Raw genomic sequence first — 20,025 nt, forward strand, 5'->3', positions numbered from 1 at the left:
TTATTGCTTAATAATTTTCTCTCTGACTATTCTGTCAGAGCCTAAACCATTGGATAACTCTATGTAGTAAACCCCGTTAGGCAAATTGCTTATGTCAATCTGTTGAGACTGTTTACTCTCTGCCACAATATGAGTGGTAGCTAAAGAAAAAATCTTTATATCAGGTTGCACCATTCCGGAAATATACACGATACCATTAGAGGGATTAGGATAAATAAGTACATTATCATCAGTACCTTCCCAATAGTATTTCTGAACCTCGCTGTATTGATACACACCATCTATATCGACTTGTTTTAATCTATATAAATTATATCCGGGCAGAGGTTGATTATCAATAAACTCATAAGAATGATTCTCATAGCTGTTTCCTGCTCCCTGCTTACTTCCGATGGTATTCCAAAACACCCCGTCTGTACTTTTTTGTACTTCAAAGTGGCTGTTATTGTTTTCGGTAGCAGTCGTCCAATGATACACAATGCTGTTTGTAGTAGCAGTAAGAGTTTGGTTAACATAGCTTACAGGCAAAGGAACCGTAAGTGCGCCAAAAGGCAGAAACCAAAAAGAATTCTGACGGTCTGTAGCGTTGGCGCTACGTGTACCAATGACACCTGCTCGTATATCAAAATTTTGAACATTGACAAAGTTCATCTGTACTTGTGCCGCATGAATAGAAGAATCAATGTTATTGTAAACAGGATACCCGCTCACATTCACTATCCAATTGCCAATCATACCGGAAGTTACTGCTGAACCAGTTATCCCATAAGGCATTGAAGGAGCAGACACCCAAACTGTTTCTTTAAAAGCATTTGTTCCGGTAGAATTTCCGCTTCCATCTATATCAAGAATGGTCATAGCCAAACAAGGGAAAGTGTAGGGATTATTATTGAAACTATTTGCCCCTGCTCCGTTGCGGGATGCAAACTCTACTTTAAATTCAGCCCAAGCGGTGTCGGTAGCAGAGGTTGACCTGGGCACTGTAACGACAGGTTGCCAAGATGCAGCATAGCCACCGGCAGTATAATCCCAATTGCCGACAGTAACTGCAGAACTAGAACGTGCAATCCAAGTTATTCTCATAAAAATATCAGGTGAAGTTCCTATTTGTATTGTTTTAGAACGAGTGCCACCGGTCGTTTGACCACCCGAAGAAGTCCAACTCGCATTAGAACCGGGATTTGAAATTACAACATTGTGAACCGGATAAACACATTGTGCATTTACATCCGAAAAATTCAATAAAAATCCTATTGCAAAAAATTGAACTACATTTAAAATTGATTTTTTCATTTCCTTGCTGCTTTTTGTTTTAAAACACCTTGATAACATACGCTAACGCAATGCGCGAATTCTATACCATATAACACGTTCACACTTTTTTTCATCCATTAATTTCATCATTCATCTATAAGATTGCGAGAACCGTTCTTTATCCTAAATCTACTCATGCAAAAAATAAATAAGCGGCAAATCTAAATAGTAACATTTTGTCTGTGCACAAAGGCAATATGGCAGAGATGGCAGTTTTGTCATATTCCCTTCACTTATCAGACAACAAAAACATAACTGTACTTTTAACCTGATTCAGAGTGTGTATGTTGAACATTCATACTCAAAATCACTTTAAACAGTGCAAATTTTGCATAAAAATTATCTAAGACAACAACCATGCAAACCCTCGCCAATCAAGGCTTTCAACAAGAACTAAAAAACTTGCATTGAAAAGGTATTTGGTTTAGTATTGCAGGTGGTTGGGAATAGGGAGATAGTGTATTTGACAACGGTGCAAACATTTAGCAGAATAACAAACAACAGACTAAATGCAAACTTACAAATAACACATTGGGTTTTATCCGACACGCAAGGCAACCTTTCAAAAAAAACAAATGAGCCACTTTTTAGAATACGCTTTTACAAAATGTTAAATAACAAGAAGAAAGTAAAACAACCATGTCATTAAACATACAGCATTTAGAAAACGAAATTATAGACCAATACCTCTATGACGAGAACCCAACAAGACCTTGGATAATAGGTTTTAGTGGTGGAAAGGATTCCACAATGCTTTTACAAGTCGTTTGGAATGCACTTAAAAAAATTGAAAAGTTGTATTAAATAAAATAAATCATACGAGCGTGCAAGAGCTTTTACAGAAATATCTCAAAGCATTTAAAAAGCTAAGAATAGACAGGGCTCATGGCGTTGCTCCACACAAACCTATTTTGCTGATATCTGTATTACAAACTTTTCAAAACGGAATTAACAACAACCAAAGAATTTACATCACTCCTGAGTTAGTAGCTCTTTTCAAATCAAATTGGAATTCTCTTGGTACTTCAAATCACGATTGCAGATTTGCCTTACCCTTCTATCATTTAACCAGCGATAAATTTTGGAAACTTATTCCAAATCCAGGCTTTGAAAATATTCTTCTACTATCAGCATCCATGCGAAGTTTTTCCAACCTAAACGCTGCCGTTAATTGTGCAGTAATAGATGAAGAATTACATGAATTGATAATAGACAAGAAGTGTAATGAAATTTTGATGCAGTTTTTATTGGACGATTATTTCCCAAATAGTAAAGGTAATTTCAATAATTCAACTGGTTGTCAACAAAATTTATTTGATGACATAGAAAATAAAATCCTCAAAGAACCACCAGAAGAGTATCGCCAGGAAATCAAAAAACTGCTTGAACAAAAAGACGATGAAGAAATTTTCCTTCGAGGAAGTTTATTCAAGAGAGAGATTCCAAAAATTTACAACAATACTTGTTGCGTATCAGGGATGAAGATTGATGCAACAATAAATGTATCCATGATTGATGCCTGCCACATTGTGCCCTTTAGTATAAGCTATGATGATTCTGTAACGAATGGCATTGCTTTATGCCCGAATTTACACAGGGCTTTTGATAGAGGATTGATTGCCATTGATGACGATTATCGGGTGGTTGTTTCAAAAAGTTTTAAAGAAGTTGAAACGAGCTATAACATAAGGGCGTTTGAGGGGAAAGAAATACAGTTGCCGAGAATGAAAAGTTATTATCCTTTGAGCGAGAATTTTGGATGGCATAGGAAAAATGTGTTTAAATGAACTCAATAGCATTCATTGATACGGAAGTTGAGCCAAAGAGCCGAAAGATTCTTGACATCGGAAGTGTCAAGGGTGATGGAAGTTCTTTTCATAAAACTTCGGTTGCTGAATTCATATTGTTTCTGAACGGAACACAATTCATTTGCGGACACAACATTTTCAACCACGACATAAAATATATCGGCAAAGCACTCAATGATGCGGGAGTAAATTCTGCAAACATCATTGACACTTTATTTCTCTCTCCCCTGATATTTCCGACAAAGCCATATCATGCTTTGTTGAAAGATGACAAACTTCAATCAGAGGATTCTAACAATCCTTTGAATGATTCTATTAAAGCAAGAGATTTGTTCAATGACGAAGTTGCCGCCTTCAGGCAAACAGACGAAACACTGAAACAGATTTTCTATTTGCTTTTGAAAGACAAAAAGGAGTTCCACTCCTTTTTCCGTTTCATTGCATACACGGGAGTAAGCACAGAAATTGAACAACTGATTCGCCAAAAATTTAAAAATGAAATTTGCGAACAAGCTGACTTGAAGAAAATAATTTCCGAATACCCGATTGAACTTGCATACTGTTTATCGCTTGTAGATTCTTTCATTCAACACAAGAAAATACATTCCATCACACCGCCTTGGGTGCTGAAAAATTATCCTGAAGTTGAACGGATAATGTTTCGCTTGCGAAACAAACCTTGTGTAAGCGGTTGCGTGTATTGCGACAACGCATTAAACATTCACAAGGGATTGAAACGACTTTTCGGTTTTGATTCATTCAGAACCTACGGAGGTGAACCACTGCAAGAGAAAGCAGTCAAAGCAGCCGTTGACAACAAATCCATTCTTGCAGTTTTCCCGACAGGCGGAGGCAAGTCAATCACTTTTCAAGTTCCTTCATTGATGAGTGGAGAATGTTCAAAGGGTTTGACAGTTGTGATTTCTCCTTTGCAATCATTAATGAAAGACCAAGTTGACAATCTTGAAAAAGTTGGAATCACAGATGCGGTTACAATAAATGGTTTGCTTGACCCGATTGAAAGAGCAAAATCTTTTGAACGAGTTGAGGATGGTTCTGCTTCTATTCTTTACATCTCGCCTGAATCACTTCGTTCACGGACAATTGAGAGATTGATTTTGGGAAGAAAGATTGTTCGCTTTGTTATTGACGAAGCACATTGCTTTTCTTCGTGGGGACAGGATTTCCGTGTTGACTATTTATACATAGGTGATTTCATCAAGCAAATTCAGGAAAAGAAAAATCTTGAAGACGGAATTCCAGTTTCATGTTTCACAGCAACAGCTAAGCAAAAGGTTATTGAAGATATTCGGGACTACTTCAAAGAAAAACTTTCGCTTGACCTTGAACTGTTCACTTCAAAAGCATCAAGAACAAATCTTCAATACAAAGTTTTTGAAAAAGGAGACGAGGAAACAAAGTATCAGCAAGCAAGAGACCTGATTGTGGAAAAAAATTGCCCGACTATCATTTATGTTTCAAGAACACGAAAAGCCGATTTATTGGCAGAAAGGTTGTCCAAAGACGGTTTTAGTGCAAGACCTTATCACGGCAAAATGGATAAGCAGGAAAAATCTGAAAACCAAGATTTGTTTATCAATGGAGATACACAAATAATGGTGGCGACTTCTGCTTTCGGAATGGGAGTTGACAAGAAAGATGTTGGAATGGTGATTCACTATGAAATTTCCGATTCACTTGAAAACTATATTCAGGAAGCAGGAAGAGCTGGACGAGATGAAAATATAACAGCTGATTGCTTTGTGTTGTTTAACGAAGAAGATTTAAGCAAACACTTTATTCTTCTAAATCAAACTAAACTTTCAATTAAAGAAATTCAACAAATTTGGAAAGCAATAAAAGAGATTACAAAGTTCCGTTCAACAGTTTCAAACTCCGCTTTGGAGATTGCACGGAAAGCAGGTTGGGATGATAATGTTGTAGAGATTGAAACAAGAGTAACGACAGCGATTGCCGCTTTAGAAGATGCTGGTTATTTGAAGCGAGGACAAAACATGCCGAGAGTTTTCGCTAATAGTATTCTTTCAAAGAATGCACAAGAAGCCATTGACAAAATTAATGGTTCGGAACGATTTGAGGAAAAGCAAAAAGAAAAAGGAATCCGAATTATCAAGAAACTTTTTTCAAGTAAGAGCAGAAAGCAAGCAAACGATGAAGCAGCCGAATCAAGAATTGATTACATCAGCGACCATTTGGGAATTGTAAAAGAAGAAGTGATAAACATTGTGAATCTTCTTCGTGAGGAAAAGATTTTGGCTGATGCAAAGGACTTGACCGCTTTTATTAAGAAAGGAGAAAATAGAAACCGTTCTCTCAACATAGTTGAAACATTCAGTAAGATTGAAAATTTCTTGCTTCCAGTTTTTAAGGAACAGGAAAAGACATTTCACATCAAGGAACTTAACGAAGAAGCAGAGGCAAACGGTTGTGAAGATGTAAATACAAACAAGCTGAAAACCATTATCAACTTTTGGGCAATCAAGAATTGGATTAAGAGACAGAATCTTGAATACTCAAAAAATAATGTTGTGGTTCTTTGCCTGCATCCAAAAGAAACGCTGAGAGAAAAATTGGATAAGCGGCATGAGTTGGCAAAGTTCATAGTTGAACATCTCTATGAGAAAAGTAAACTGAATGTTTCAGAAGATGATAAAGACAAAGAGGAAGTATTGGTTGAGTTTTCAGTTCACGAATTGAAAGAGGAGTTTGAAAGGAAGCCGAAGTTGTTTGAAATAAAAATTACTCTTGACGATGTAGAAGACACTCTTTTCTACTTGTCAAGGATTGATGCCATAAAAATTGAAGGAGGATTTCTTGTTGTCTATAACAAACTGACCATTGAAAGAGTTGAGCAAGATAATTACAAAAAATACACAAAAGAAGATTATCGGAAGCTAAATCAGTTTTACGAAAACAAGGTTCAGCAAATTCATATTGTTGGCGAATATGCCAAGAAAATGATTGATAACTACAAGGACGCATTACAATTTGTGGAGGATTATTTTCAATTAAACTACTGTTCGTTTCTTAAAAAGTATTTCCCTGGAAGCAAAGTTGATACTCTAAAACTCAAAATGACTCCGGGAAAATTCAAACAACTTTTTGGAGATCTTTCTCCAACGCAGTTGAAAATTATAAACGACAATGAATCTAAAAACATTGTCGTAGCAGCTGGACCTGGAAGCGGTAAAACAAGAGTGTTGGTTCATAAATTGGCTTCATTGCTTTTGATGGAAGATGTAAAACATGAGCAGTTGCTCATGGTAACTTTCTCAAGGGCAGCAGCAACTGAATTTAAGAAGCGTTTGTTAAAGTTAATTGGCAATGTAGCAAACTACATTGAGATAAAAACCTTTCACTCCTACTGCTTTGATTTGTTAGGTAAGGTTGGAAGTTTGGAAAAGTCCAATGTGATTTTGAAAAAGACGATTGAAAAAATTAAAAACAAGGAAGTTGAAGCAAACCGAATTACCAAAACTGTTTTAGTGATTGATGAAGCACAAGACATGGATGAAGATGAATACAATCTGATAAACGCCTTGATGGAACAGAACGAAGAAATGAGAGTGATTGCAGTTGGTGATGATGACCAGAACATTTATGAATTCAGAGGAGCAAGTGCAAAATATCTTGAACATTTTATTCACGTGAGCAAAGCAGTCAAGCATGAATTGGTTGAGAACTACAGAAGCAAAAACAATCTTGTTGAATTCACGAATCAGTTTGTAAAAAGAATTCGTCATCGCTTAAAAGACACTCCAATCATTCCGAAGCAAGCCGACAACGGAAAAATAAAATTGGTTCGTTATCAAAGCGGCAATCTCATTACTCCGATTGTGCATGACATACTCACAACTGGACTTACAGGAACTACATGTGTGCTAACAAAGACGAATGAAGAAGCACTCCAAATCACTGGGCTCCTTTTAAAACATGACATGCAAGCGAAGTTGATTCAAACCAATGATGGTTTCAGTTTGTATAATCTTTCCGAAGTCAGATTCTTTTTAAGCCAATTGAATTTGGCTGACGATGTTTTCATAATCAGCGATGATGTTTGGGCAAATGCGAAGCGGGAATTGATAGACAAGTTTAGGAACAGCACCAAATTGGAAGTATGCAACAACATCATCAAAGATTTTGAAGCGACCAACCCAAAGAAGAAATACAAATCTGATTTGGAAGTTTTCATTCGTGAATCCAAGTTGGAAGATTTCTTCAATGAGAACGGAGAAACAATTTTTGTTTCAACCATTCACAAAGCAAAAGGGAAAGAGTTTGACAATGTTTTCCTGATGCTAGAAAACTTCAATCCTGCAACTGACGAAGCTAAACGGCTCTTGTATGTTGCAATGACAAGAGCAAAGCAGAATTTGACCGTTCACATTAATTCAAATTTCCTTGATAATCTCTCGGTAGAAAATATAGAGCGAATTGACGATAGAGAAATTTATTTACCGCCAAACGAAATAGCAATGCACTTGACATATACAGATGTTTGGCTTGATTACTTCATTAACAAACAACATTTAATTTCTCAACTAACAAGTGGAGATACTTTGACTTTGAACGGAGAAGAATGTTTGAATTTAAAAGGACAATCAGTTTTGAAATTCTCACAGAAGTTTGTAAGCCAAATTGAAAGTAAGAAAGCGGAAAACTATTGCTTGAAGAGTGCAAAAGTAAATTTCATTGTTTACTGGAAAAAAGAAGACACCGAACAGGAAGTAAAAATAATTTTACCAGAGCTTTATTTTGAAAGAAAAAGCAAGGAATGAAAAGCCCATTCACAATCAATAAAACACGCTTGCAAGCCACTCAAAGCCAACGCCTGAACCAAAGCTCGCAAGAGTGTATTTTTTGTCCAAGCCGAGCAAGGTAGTAGAATAGTGACAGCCGTCAACAAACGGTTTGGACGCAAGCAGGGTATTCCCAAAATCTGCATAATCCTAAACTCAAAGTCGGTATTTCAATTAAGGTACAATAGGTATAAATACCTACTTCAGCATATTGGGAGATATCTTAAATTTGTTTCGAATTAAAAGAAATAGAAAAAAGATGAAACTAAAAGCAATACTTATTGCAGCTTGTTTATTAAGCTCTTCCCTATCAAATTACGCTCAAGACTTAATACCTTTTAGAAGCGGGCATTTGTGGGGATTTTGCACACCCGATAAAGAAGTTGTTATTCCTCCTATCTATGAATATGTAACTAACTTTCAAGACGGTTTAGCTGCTGTTTCCAAAGGATGTTTTGATTGTTATGACCAATACGATGGAAAATGGGGATTCATTAACGAAAAAGGAGAAACCGTCATTCCCTTTCAATATTATCATGCTTACCCTTTTTATAAAGGTTACACATGGGTAAGATTAGATGGTTACATGGACTTTTGGGCTAAAATTAATAAGAAAGGAGAGTTATTAGACTCTACCGATTCTGAACCTTACTTAAATAAACAAGTAAAGAAGAATATCTTAAATTCTAAAAAACAGAATAAAAAATACACCTTCAATGAAGATACGGTGACACAAATAGGAAATATTGCCATTCAAAAGGGATATCAATCTAAGACCACAAATTATTGGGAAGACCCCGAAGCAGTTTATTTCTATCCTGTTTCCATTAGTTCTAATAAAAAAGATTTTTCTCAATCTACAAAAGACACGCTTCAATTTACGATAGCGAGCAACCGATTTTCTAATGAATTAGACGCACAGTCATTGACACTTCCCCCTACTTTAGTAGTATTAACACAAACTGATACAGGAATTACAGTCGTCAAAACATTTCCATTAGGAGCAGATCAAAAAACAGAGAACTCGATAATATACAATAAGGTATTAGATTCAGAGGGCTTAATTCCTTATCTAAGAATGATTACGGATGCAGATGAAATTGAAGAATTTGTGGCAGGAAACAACTATATAATAATGTTAAGCACTTCTTTATTTATTCCAACCAATGCCCTTAAGGAAAATGTTTTTTTTGAGTTATATAGAAAAAGAATCTTCCTAATATCAACAATAGAGGGAACGGCCTTCTATCATATTTATACGAGTCCTTATGAATTAATGAATGAGCAGAGAGTCAATGAAATTCTAACGGAAATGATTGATGACATTAAAAATGCTGGAGATCTTTTTAGTTTCGATGAAAGATTAACTACAAGTATTATTGATATGAATAATCCGTATTTTGGAAGAACAATTGCAGAAGTTATGATAAATGTTACCAAAGATGAAGTGCTGATATTTTTAAATTATATGAACGCTAATCCTTATAGCTATATGGGAGAAACATGGACGTTATCGGAAATATTTGCAACCTGGGTAGAACGTGGAGCGCCAACAAAGTAATCTTAATGTCGGCTAATAAATAGCACATTGAAAATCAAGAATAACGGAAGCATATTGGTACAAGTTCATTTTCAATAAAAATGATAAATACCGGTTTCATTAGTTTTCACCAATGCTTTTCTATTCTTAATATTGTCTTTAAAGCTAATCTTATTTCAGATAAACTCAATTTGATAGCATTGCTATCATGTAACCCGCTTGTCCTACTTTTGCAAGCCGAAAGAATAATCTACTTTGGAAATATTAATTGAAACATTGCAACATTTAACAAATCCTGATTGGATAATGAAAAATGGGGGCTTGTATTTGGTTCTATTGATATTATTCATTGAAACAGGTATAATCATTGGATTCTTTCTTCCGGGAGACCCGTTATTATTCATCTCGGGAATGATCATTGCCTCTGTAAACGAGCTTCATTATCCATTCTCAAACGAGATACTCAATTTGACTTTTTGGATGTTTATGTTTGCAATTTCAACAATCTTAGGTAACTTTTTTGGTTATTGGTTCGGGTATAAATTTAAACATATCGTAATCAGAGAAAAAGACACTTGGCTCGTTAAAAGAAAACACATACAAACCGCTCACGAATTTTATGATAAAAGAGGTGGATTTGCAATTTCAATAGCTCGTTTTCTACCTATTGTAAGAACGTTTGCTCCAATTATTGCAGGAACTGTTAAAATGGATTTTAGAAAATTCTCAATATACAATATAATAGGTGCATTTGCCTGGGTGGGAATTATTATGACAGCAGGTTATATTTTGGGAGATATTCCGTGGGTTCAAAACAACTTGGAATACATTTTATTAGGATTAGTGTTTATAGTAACTGCTCCTGTGTTATTCAAATTAGTGAGTAAAAAGAAAAAAACGGCATAATTTGACCAATTGAGAATGTCTGACAAACAATATCAGTAAGTGTTTCACAGCTTTCACTTCCATCTAACCTTAATCTTTTCATGACAAGACATTATGAATAAGTTGCAAAACTTAAGACTACTTTTGCACCCCAATTTCAGTATTTATGCTTAATACCAAGTTTGGTCAATTTACCATTCTAATTATACTCGGCTTTATTTGGGGCAGCTCATTTATCTTGATGAAAAAAGGGCTGATTGCATTCAATAGTTTTCAGGTTGCTTCCATGCGTTTATTTTTTGCGGGGCTTATTGCTGTGCCTTTTCTTGTAAAATACCGCAAAGAAATTGAGCCCAAAGACTGGATATGGCTGATAGTGGCAGGTTTTATTGGAAATGGATTTCCGGCATTCATGTTCACCTATGCACAGAAATCAGGGTTGGATAGTTCCATGGCGGGTGCACTCAACGCACTCACCCCTGTTTTTACACTCATCGTGGGTGTTCTTGCTTTCAATATTAAATCTAATTGGAAACAAATTACGGGTTTAATCATAGGTCTAGCCGGTGCTGTTTTCATGATTTTCAGCAAGATGGAAATCCAAATAAAGGAATTCTCTTTTATCCCATTCCTATTAGTGTTTTTGGCAACGTTCTTTTATGGAATTAACCTCAATATTATTAAATCAAAAATTGGTCATATCAAACCCATTCTTGCCGGTATGTTGCCATTGAGCATAGTGGCATTTCCTGCAACGGGAGTGCTTTTTGTAAGTGATGCCCCTAATGTTTTGCAAGCTCCGTCAACTGATTGGGATATTTCTTTAACAGCTATCATAGTGTTAGGAGTCATTGGGACTGCCCTTTCATTGTTTGTTTACAATGCACTTATCCAAAAAACAAATGCGCTGTTTGGTGCTGCGGTAAATTATATGCTCCCTTTTGTTGCAGCAATGTGGGGTGTGATGGATGGTGAAGCATTTGGCAAAGCCGAACTTCTTTCGTTAAGTTTTATCCTTGTAGGCATTTACCTGATTAGAGGTAAATAACGTAATTATGCATTCAGAACAATATTAATTGAGAAAGGGGAAACGAAATTTTCCATTTTTTTTATCGTATTGACATGGTACAACTTCTTTACCCTCATTATCAATAAATCCGTACATACTCTCCTGTTTGACCAATGCCCAATTTTCTCTAATAGCGCCAAATCCAAAAATCTGATCGTATTGACATGGTACTACTTCTTTACCGCTCATATCAATAAATCCGTACATACCTTCCTGTTTGACCAATGCCCAATTTTCCTTAAAAACGCCAAATGCAAAAATCTTATCGTATTGACATGGTACAACTTCCTTACCCTCATTATCAATAAATCCGTACATACCCTCCTGTTTGACCAATGCCCAATTTTTTCTAATAGCGCCAAATTCGTAAATCCTATCGTATTGACATGGCACTACTACTTTACCGTTAATATCAATAAATCCGTACATACCCTCCTGTTTGATCAATGCCCAATTTTCTCTAAAAACGCCATATTCTTGAGGTTGTGCATTACTTTCAAATACGCCACAAGCCAATACACTCAGTGCCATTATTTTTAATATATTTTTCATAACACAAATGTTTTTAGTTCGAGTCAAAATTAAATATAATTTTTAAACTACCAAATTGATGTTATCAAAATCATATCTTATTATATACAAAATCCTTACCCCAACCCAAATTTCTTGGCTGTTTCTTCTGCAATTTCATAACCTGCATCGGCATGTCTGATAACACCCATGGCAGGGTCATTATGCAACACACGTTTTAATCGTTTGGCGGCATCATCGGTACCGTCTGCAACTATCACCATACCTGCATGGATTGAATACCCCATCCCCACGCCTCCTCCATGATGCAGACTCACCCAACTGGCTCCACCGGCTGTATTTATCAATGCGTTTAATATGGGCCAATCTGCTACTGCATCGCTGCCGTCTTTCATTGCTTCGGTTTCGCGGTTGGGAGATGCTACTGAACCGGTATCCAAATGATCTCTGCCAATTACAATTGGTGCATCCACTTTTCCGCTTCTAACTAATTCATTGAATGCAAGCCCAGCTTTTTCTCTCTCCCCTTGTCCAAGCCAACAAATGCGTGCCGGCAATCCCTGAAACTCCACTCTTTCTTGTGCCATCTTAATCCAACGTTTGAGCCCTTGATTTTCAGGAAAAAGTTCCAAAATAACCTTGTCTGTTTCATAAATATCTTGCGGGTTGCCACTCAACGCCACCCAGCGAAAAGGTCCTTTCCCTTCACAGAACAAAGGGCGGATATAAGCAGGTACAAATCCCGGAAAGTCGAATGCGTTTTTCAACCCTTTCTCTAAAGCTCTTGCCCGTAGATTATTTCCATAGTCAAAAGTAATCGCACCGCGTTTTTGCAGTTCCAACATTTGGCTCACATGCTTATATATGGTTTGATAGGATAGTTCAACATATTTATCAGGGTTAGTCTCACGCAACTTGATTGCCTCATCAACAGTCAAACCTTCAGGAAAATATCCAATCAAGGGGTCGTGTGCCGAAGTCTGGTCTGTAAGGGTGTCGGGTGTGATGCCTCGTTCTATCAGCCTGCCCAATAGTTCTACCGCATTACAAAGCACCCCGATAGATGTAGCCTCACCTTTTGATTTTGCTTCAAGTGCCAAGTCAATCGCTTCGTCAATATTCTTAGACATCTTGTCAATGTACCTTGTATCCAATCTTTTTTGGATTCTCCACTCTTCCACTTCTGCAACCAAGGCAACTCCTTCATTCATAGTAATAGCAAGCGGTTGCGCTCCACCCATTCCGCCAAGTCCTGCCGTTACATTGAGTTTACCTTTGAGTGTTCCTCCATAGTGTTTATTTGCAAGTGCCAAATAGGTTTCATAAGTACCCTGTAAAATTCCTTGTGTCCCAATGTATATCCACGAACCGGCAGTCATCTGCCCATACATCATCAGTCCTTTGGCTTCGAGTTCTCTAAAATGTTCCCATGTAGCCCATTTTGGCACAAGCTGAGAGTTTGATATCAGAACCCTGGGAGCATCTTTGTGTGTGGGAAGTACCCCAACGGGTTTACCGGACTGAATCAACAATGTTTGATCTTCTTCCAGATTTTTTAGGGCTTCCAATATGTTGTCAAAAGCATCCCAATTTCTGGCGGCTTTGCCCAAGCCTCCATACACTATCAATTCCTCAGGCTTTTCTGCAACCTCCGGATCTAAATTGTTTTGTATCATGCGAAAAGCGGCTTCTTGTAACCACCCTTTGCATGTTAATTGGGAACCTCTGGGGGCTCTCACTATTCTACTTTTGCTCCTATCTGTGTTCATATTGCTTGCAAATATTTTAATTTTCGTTCAGATTTCCTTGTGTTTGACTGTGTTTATTTTATAAAAGTTTCAATAATTTTGACCTATCATTTTACAGACATGGATATAGCAAAAATTACCGGCTGGGAAACTACACCATCAGGACTTTATCGTAAGTTTATCTTCAAGGATTTTAATGATGCTTTTGCTTTTATGATTAAGGTATCACACTTAGTTGAGCAAGCTGACCACCACCCCACTTGGACTAATACTTATAATAAAGTAGAAATTTGGCTTGTAACACATGATCAAGGGAATCAAATCTCGGCAAAAGATACCACACTCGCACAAGCAATCAATGCACTCATTAAATAGGACTGCATTCACTTGAACGAAGATTGAAATTGCTACTTGTCGCAACAATACAGTTAACATGACTTTTGTCATAGATTGTCAATCAAACAGATAGTACCTTTGTATCATAAACTTTATTTATTATGAAACATTTAACTTTTATTTTAATCACATTAACTTTATTGACATTTGGGGGCTGTAAGAAAGTGCCCAAGAAAGGAAATGGCACTACAGCTTTCAAAGTAACTTACAACGTGGATGGCACTGCTCTTATGACCGATACCTTTGCTTATACAAGCGAAGCCGGTTACAACTACAAAATTACAAGGATGGAATACTTTCTGTCCGGCTTCAAGTTTAAGCACGAGAATGGAGATGTTTATAAATCATCCAAGGTAATTTATGTGAATGCATTTAAACCTGAAACAAATTCATTCTCATTTACAGATATCCCTTCAGGTAAATATAACGAGATTACTTTCTACTTCGGAATTGACTCCGCACATAACATTTCACGTTCATTAGATGCCAATATTGACATGGCAAACATGTCTTGGCCCGATCAAATGGGCGGAGGATATCACTTTATGAAGTTTGAAGGGGTGTATAAGAATAATGATAAAGAGGAAGGATTTGCAATGCACATTGGAAACAATAAAAACCTCATTGCAATTCAACTCAAACATTCTTTTGAAGTTGGAATAGACAACACTACTCATATTTCACTTTCAATGAATTTGAATGAATGGTTCAAAAACCCCGAAGTGTATGATTTTGTTACGGATGGAAGTTACTCCATGAACAAACCTCCTGCAATGATGAAACTTAAAAATAATGGTGCTGACATTTTCTCTATTAAAAAATAAAATCATGAAAAGACTTCTGTTTATATTATTGGTTGCGTTGTTTGCATTTAGCGCATGTAGGAGAGAAAAGCCTAAGCCGCCAGCGGATTCAGATATAAAGCAAACTCCTATTACCCTTGACATTCCACGATTTTTTCCGGAAATGCTTTTTCCCTCTGATAATAAAATGACCAAAGAAAGATTGGCATTAGGACGCAAGTTGTATTATGACCCCATTTTATCCAATGACGGACGTTCATGTTCTCAATGTCATTTTCAATCCGAGGGCTTTACATCTGACCCCGGGTTTCCGACAACCGTCTTGCCGCACGTAAATTTAGGCTGGAGTAAAAATTTTTTATGGAAGGGAAGAAAAGACCAAGGACTTGAGAACGTGATGCTTTATGAGGTAGTCGAATTTTTCCAAACAGATTTATCCAAAATCAACGCAGATGCTGCCTACAAAAAAGCTTTTAAAGAAGCTTTTGGTGTAGATGAAATCACTTCAAAAGAAATCGCTTATTCACTTGCACAATTTTTCAGGTCTTTAATTTCGGGAAATTCCAAATATGACCAATATTTGAGGAACGAGGTAGCACTGACACAAGCCGAAATGGACGGCATGGATATTTTCTTTACTGAAACCGGTGATTGCTTTCACTGTCATGGAAGTATGCTGTTTACAGACAATGATTTTCACAATATCGGTTTAGACAGCGTTTTTAATGGCAGCAAAGGCAGGTATGATGTAACAGGCAACATGTCTGACTGGGGCACCTATAAGACACCAACGCTGAGAAATGCTACATTAAGAAAGCGATTTATGCATGATGGACGCTTTTCTTCGCTTGAACAAGTTATAGAATTCTACAACAGTGGGGTTCACATGAACTCTCCCAATATTGACCCTTTGATGATTCTGCCACAAAAAGAAAATGGTCTGATGCTTACACAAGAACAGAAGGATAACTTGCTGGCATTTCTCAAAACATTGACAGATGAATCTTTTACAACAAACCCTAATTATTCAAAACCTTAGTCTTATTTTCGCAGACGTTTTTGAGACACCCGGAAATGGAGATTTACAAAGAGTTTAATTTTGAGGCAGCGCATTACTTACCCAATGTTCCCGAAGGGCATAAGTGTAGAAATATTCACGGACATTCATACCGCTTTACAATCTATCTCAAAGGTGAAGTAGATAAAGAAACAGGCTGGATTATGGATTTTGGCATTATGAAAACTGCAATCAACCCGCTTGTAAACCAATTAGACCACCAAACACTCAACAATATCAAGGGACTTGAAAATCCGACTGTCGAGAATCTTGCAATTTGGTTATGGGACGTGCTCAAACCTCAACTGCCACTTCTCTCCAAAATTTGTGTACAAGAAACAGCAAGCTCCGGCTGTATTTACGAGGGAAAATAGTCGGATTGCCTCTTGTAACGACAAATAACAAATATAACATCTGAAAAGACTTATATTTGCCTTTAAACTATTTCTATGACCACACCACAAATGATTTTAAAAAGAGGACTGCAAATTCTCGGATTAGCCGGATTACTTTTGATTATTATTGCTTTATTGCAATCTTTTAAGAGTAATGCTGCCAACACTTATATTCCGGTTGAAGCTTCCAACTATACATCCGAAGAAAACGTTCGTGTACAAAACATACACGCCCCTGCCCTACCCAAAAAACCTGATTTTTGCGGAGAACCCATAGATTTTTCAGACCCTGATTTGACAGAGAGATTTGATAGAGAAATGGTCGTAAATACTTTTTTGCACAGTTCTACCATCTTAATTTTGAAAAAAGCCCAACGTTATTTCCCCATCATTGAAAAAATTCTAAAAGAAGAAAATGTACCAGATGACATGAAATACTTGTGTGTAGCAGAAAGCGGCTTGTCACAGGTTATATCTCCGTCAGGTGCTGCAGGAATGTGGCAGTTCATGAAAGAAACCGCTCCGACTTATGGTTTGTTTATTGACAGCGAAATTGATGAAAGGTATAATATTGACAAAGCAACCCATGCTGCTTGCAAATACTTAAAAGAAGCGAAAGCAAAGTTTGGAACTTGGACAATGGCAGCCGCAGCCTACAATGCAGGTATGGAAGGAATGATGAGACAAATCAATGCTCAAAATCAAACTTCATATTACGATTTATTTTTGAATGACGAAACCTCACGTTATATATTTAGAATTTTAGCTTTAAAATATATTATACAAGCCCCTAAGCACTATGGATTCCACTTGGATGACAACCAATTCTATCAACCTTTTGAATATAAGAAAATCACCATTTCTGATTCAAATATTAACTGGGTTGAATTTGCTGCACAAAACAGTATTAACTATAAAACCCTTAGATATTACAATCCTCAAATCCGTAAAATGGGATGGGAAAATAAAAACAACATCAGTATTGATATATATTTGCCGATACAGCCATGAGCAAAGCAACTGCTAAGAAAGCGATAGATTATATAGGGAGGATTTACCAAAATTAACTTTTCCTACTTTCATACTTTTACTTTAGGTGATATTTATTATTATTTAAAAATTATTACTTTTGCGCCATGAAAATGAAACACACATCTTCAATCATCTCTCTTATAATTTTAGGAGCAATGATTTTCACAAGTTGTTCAAAAACCGAAACAGTACGCATCAGATTGGATGAAACAGCATCTGTTGCAATCCCAGACACAGTCGATCGCTATGCCTTGGTAACTGTAAACTCAGCAGACGTAACCAATTCGCTTAGTTTAAAACTTTCAGAAAAGGGATACACGATGGATCAGGTAAAAAGCATGACGCTCAACGCAATGGAGTTGAATATGATCACCCCCGACAGTTCAAATTTTAGATTTTGCCGTAATATTAAAATTTATCTTTCAGCCGAAGGAATGCAAGACACTTTGATAGCATTAATTGGAAATGATTCTACAACCAGATTAGAATCTACAACACTCTTCTTGACACGCCCTGCAACAGAATTGAAGGAGTATTTTACAAAAGCCAAATACAGTTATAAAGTCGTATTTCAAATGCGTGAGGTATATGCTGAACCAATGAGCGTAAGACTTCAACCAATCTACTTTGCAGAAGCAGAAAAAGACAAATAACCATACTTTCTGATAGTTTCAAAAGCCTTTACAGTATCTGTAAAGGCTTTTTTGTTCAATAAAATTTCCTTTCTTGTCCTTATATTTGCGCCCCCTAAATGAAACACATACGTAATTTCTGTATTATCGCTCATATTGACCACGGAAAAAGTACTTTGGCTGACCGCTTGTTGGAATACACAAAAACTATTTCAGCGCGAGATATGAAAGAGCAATTGTTGGACAGTATGGATCTTGAAAGAGAACGCGGTATTACCATCAAAAGCCATGCTATTCAAATGGATTATACGTTGGATGGACAGAAATATGTGTTAAATCTGATAGACACACCCGGGCACGTTGACTTTTCCTATGAGGTTTCGCGCTCCATTGCAGCTTGCGAAGGTGCTTTATTGATTGTGGACTCAAGCCAAGGAATCCAAGCACAAACCATTTCAAACCTCTATCTTGCTTTAGATAATGATTTGGAAATTATTCCCGTACTCAACAAAATAGATTTACCCGGTGCTATGCCGGAGGAAGTTTCAGACCAAATTATTGATTTAATTGGATGCAAAAAAGAAGATATAATTCATGCCAGCGGAAAGACAGGACAAGGCGTGTACGACATCCTGAGAGCGATTGTTGAAAAGGTTCCGCATCCGGTTGGTGCTGCAAATGCACCATTAAAAGCACTTATCTTTGATTCTGTTTTCAATTCATTCAGAGGTATTATTGCCTACTACAAAATCCTTGATGGCGTTGTTAGAAAAGGCGACCATATCAAATTTATGAATACCGGCAAGGAATATTATGCAGAAGAAGTCGGAGTGTTACGCTTGGGCTTAGAGCCAAGAAATCAAGTTGAAACAGGCGATGTGGGGTATATTATCACAGGTATTAAAAATGCACGTGAAGTAAAAGTAGGCGACACGATAACCTTAAAAAACAGCCCAACATCTGAAGCTATCAAAGGATTTGAAGATGTTAAACCCATGGTTTTTGCCGGGATTTATCCTGTTGACACCGAAGATTACGAAGAGTTGAGAGATGTCATGGCAAAGTTGCAACTCAATGATGCTTCTTTAGTTTTTGAACCGGAATCTTCGGCTGCATTAGGCTTTGGTTTCCGTTGTGGATTCTTGGGAATGTTACACATGGAAATCATACAAGAAAGATTAGAGAGGGAATACGGAATGACCGTAATTACAACCGTTCCGAACGTTGGATATAAGGCATACACGACCAAAGGAAAATTCATCGAAGTAAATAACCCCAGCGACCTTCCTCCACCCGAATTAATTGACAAAGTAGAAGAACCTTACATCAATGCATCTATCATTACAGCTGCTGATTATGTAGGTTCTATCATGTCACTCTGTTTGGAAAAACGTGGAGTGATTAAAAACCAAATTTATCTTACCACTTCAAGAGTGGAACTCTCGTTTGAGATGCCTTTGGCAGAAGTTGTTTTTGACTTTTATGACAAACTTAAAACCATCTCCAGAGGCTATGCTTCTTTTGACTACTCCCCTTCTGAATACAAAGATTCCAAACTTGTAAAGCTCGATATAATGCTCAACAAAGAGCCGGTTGACGCTCTTTCAGCCATTATTCACAAAGACAGAGCGTATGATTTAGGAAAAAAGATTTGTAAAAAACTCAGGGAACTCATTCCCAGACAACAGTTTGAGATTGCAATTCAAGCTGCAGTCGGAGCAAAGATTATTGCCCGCGAAACTATTTCTGCATTGCGCAAAGATGTTACAGCCAAGTGTTATGGTGGCGATATAAGCAGAAAACGCAAACTCTTAGAAAAGCAAAAAGCAGGGAAAAAACGTATGAGACAAGTTGGAAGTGTAGAAATCCCACAGAGTGCCTTCCTTGCAGTGCTTAAACTTGATGAATAACCTAAATTCTATGTCTTTATTTTAGAACAATCTTAATTATTGACAGATTAAATTATCCTAACTACACTTGTTTTTTCTCTTAATT

The 20,025-nt window shown here is 36.9% G+C and carries 16 protein-coding genes; 13 read left to right on the forward strand and 3 right to left on the reverse strand.

Annotation, left to right across the window (positions count from 1 at the left end; genetic code table 11):
• Window positions 1-1,293: a T9SS type A sorting domain-containing protein gene (locus tag M9892_11725; GenBank protein MCO5255019.1), complete on the reverse strand. Its 1,293-nt coding sequence runs from the start codon at window positions 1,291-1,293 to the stop codon at window positions 1-3.
• A gap of 660 nt (window positions 1,294-1,953) precedes the next feature.
• Here M9892_11725 and M9892_11730 point away from each other — a divergent pair.
• The 6 genes from M9892_11730 to M9892_11755 all read left to right on the forward strand — a co-directional run bounded on the left by M9892_11730 (window position 1,954) and on the right by M9892_11755 (window position 11,415).
• On the forward strand, window positions 1,954-2,118 hold the full coding sequence (locus M9892_11730) for a hypothetical protein (GenBank protein ID MCO5255020.1): 165 nt from the start codon (window positions 1,954-1,956) through the stop codon (window positions 2,116-2,118).
• Window positions 2,119-2,138: 20 nt separating this feature from the next.
• A complete protein-coding gene (locus tag M9892_11735; GenBank protein ID MCO5255021.1) occupies window positions 2,139-3,101 on the forward strand; it encodes an HNH endonuclease in 963 nt (320 codons plus the stop codon).
• Complete coding sequence (locus tag M9892_11740; GenBank protein ID MCO5255022.1) at window positions 3,098-7,921, forward strand: RecQ family ATP-dependent DNA helicase; 4,824 nt, start codon at window positions 3,098-3,100, stop codon at window positions 7,919-7,921. Before M9892_11735 ends, M9892_11740 begins: the two co-directional genes overlap by 4 nt.
• Window positions 7,922-8,201: 280 nt before the next feature.
• Window positions 8,202-9,503 (forward strand): WG repeat-containing protein, encoded by a 1,302-nt coding sequence (locus tag M9892_11745; GenBank protein MCO5255023.1) that lies wholly within the window; start codon window positions 8,202-8,204, stop codon window positions 9,501-9,503.
• 234 nt (window positions 9,504-9,737) lie between these two features.
• Complete coding sequence (locus M9892_11750) at window positions 9,738-10,388, forward strand: VTT domain-containing protein (protein ID MCO5255024.1); 651 nt, start codon at window positions 9,738-9,740, stop codon at window positions 10,386-10,388.
• Between the two features lie 145 nt (window positions 10,389-10,533).
• Complete coding sequence (locus M9892_11755) at window positions 10,534-11,415, forward strand: DMT family transporter (GenBank protein MCO5255025.1); 882 nt, start codon at window positions 10,534-10,536, stop codon at window positions 11,413-11,415.
• A gap of 24 nt (window positions 11,416-11,439) precedes the next feature.
• On the opposite strand, the gene M9892_11760 is transcribed toward M9892_11755, so the two are convergent.
• Window positions 11,440-11,988, reverse strand: a complete 549-nt coding sequence (locus tag M9892_11760; GenBank protein MCO5255026.1) for a WG repeat-containing protein — start codon at window positions 11,986-11,988, stop codon at window positions 11,440-11,442.
• Between the two features lie 95 nt (window positions 11,989-12,083).
• The gene (gene hutU / locus M9892_11765) at window positions 12,084-13,736 is read right to left on the reverse strand and encodes a urocanate hydratase (protein ID MCO5255027.1); all 1,653 of its coding nucleotides are present in this window, start codon (window positions 13,734-13,736) and stop codon (window positions 12,084-12,086) included.
• 99 nt (window positions 13,737-13,835) lie between these two features.
• Between hutU and M9892_11770 the strand changes: the two genes are divergently transcribed.
• The 7 genes from M9892_11770 to lepA all read left to right on the forward strand — a co-directional run bounded on the left by M9892_11770 (window position 13,836) and on the right by lepA (window position 19,940).
• Window positions 13,836-14,090 carry a 4a-hydroxytetrahydrobiopterin dehydratase gene (locus M9892_11770; protein MCO5255028.1) on the forward strand — a complete coding sequence of 85 codons (255 nt, stop codon included), beginning with the start codon at window positions 13,836-13,838 and terminating at the stop codon, window positions 14,088-14,090.
• Between the two features lie 122 nt (window positions 14,091-14,212).
• Window positions 14,213-14,935 carry a hypothetical protein gene (locus tag M9892_11775; protein MCO5255029.1) on the forward strand — a complete coding sequence of 241 codons (723 nt, stop codon included), beginning with the start codon at window positions 14,213-14,215 and terminating at the stop codon, window positions 14,933-14,935.
• A 4-nt stretch (window positions 14,936-14,939) separates the two neighbouring features.
• The gene (locus M9892_11780) at window positions 14,940-15,953 is read left to right on the forward strand and encodes a cytochrome-c peroxidase (protein MCO5255030.1); all 1,014 of its coding nucleotides are present in this window, start codon (window positions 14,940-14,942) and stop codon (window positions 15,951-15,953) included.
• A gap of 35 nt (window positions 15,954-15,988) precedes the next feature.
• Complete coding sequence (gene queD / locus M9892_11785) at window positions 15,989-16,345, forward strand: 6-carboxytetrahydropterin synthase QueD (protein ID MCO5255031.1); 357 nt, start codon at window positions 15,989-15,991, stop codon at window positions 16,343-16,345.
• Between the two features lie 90 nt (window positions 16,346-16,435).
• The gene (locus tag M9892_11790) at window positions 16,436-17,377 is read left to right on the forward strand and encodes a lytic transglycosylase domain-containing protein (protein ID MCO5255032.1); all 942 of its coding nucleotides are present in this window, start codon (window positions 16,436-16,438) and stop codon (window positions 17,375-17,377) included.
• 125 nt (window positions 17,378-17,502) lie between these two features.
• Window positions 17,503-18,051 (forward strand): hypothetical protein, encoded by a 549-nt coding sequence (locus M9892_11795; protein MCO5255033.1) that lies wholly within the window; start codon window positions 17,503-17,505, stop codon window positions 18,049-18,051.
• A 98-nt stretch (window positions 18,052-18,149) separates the two neighbouring features.
• Window positions 18,150-19,940, forward strand: a complete 1,791-nt coding sequence (lepA, locus tag M9892_11800; protein MCO5255034.1) for a translation elongation factor 4 — start codon at window positions 18,150-18,152, stop codon at window positions 19,938-19,940.
• Window positions 19,941-20,025: the final 85 nt, after the last annotated feature.

Source organism: Bacteroidota bacterium (assembly GCA_023957335.1).
In the GTDB taxonomy this organism is placed as follows: domain Bacteria; phylum Bacteroidota; class Bacteroidia; order NS11-12g; family UBA955; genus JALOAG01.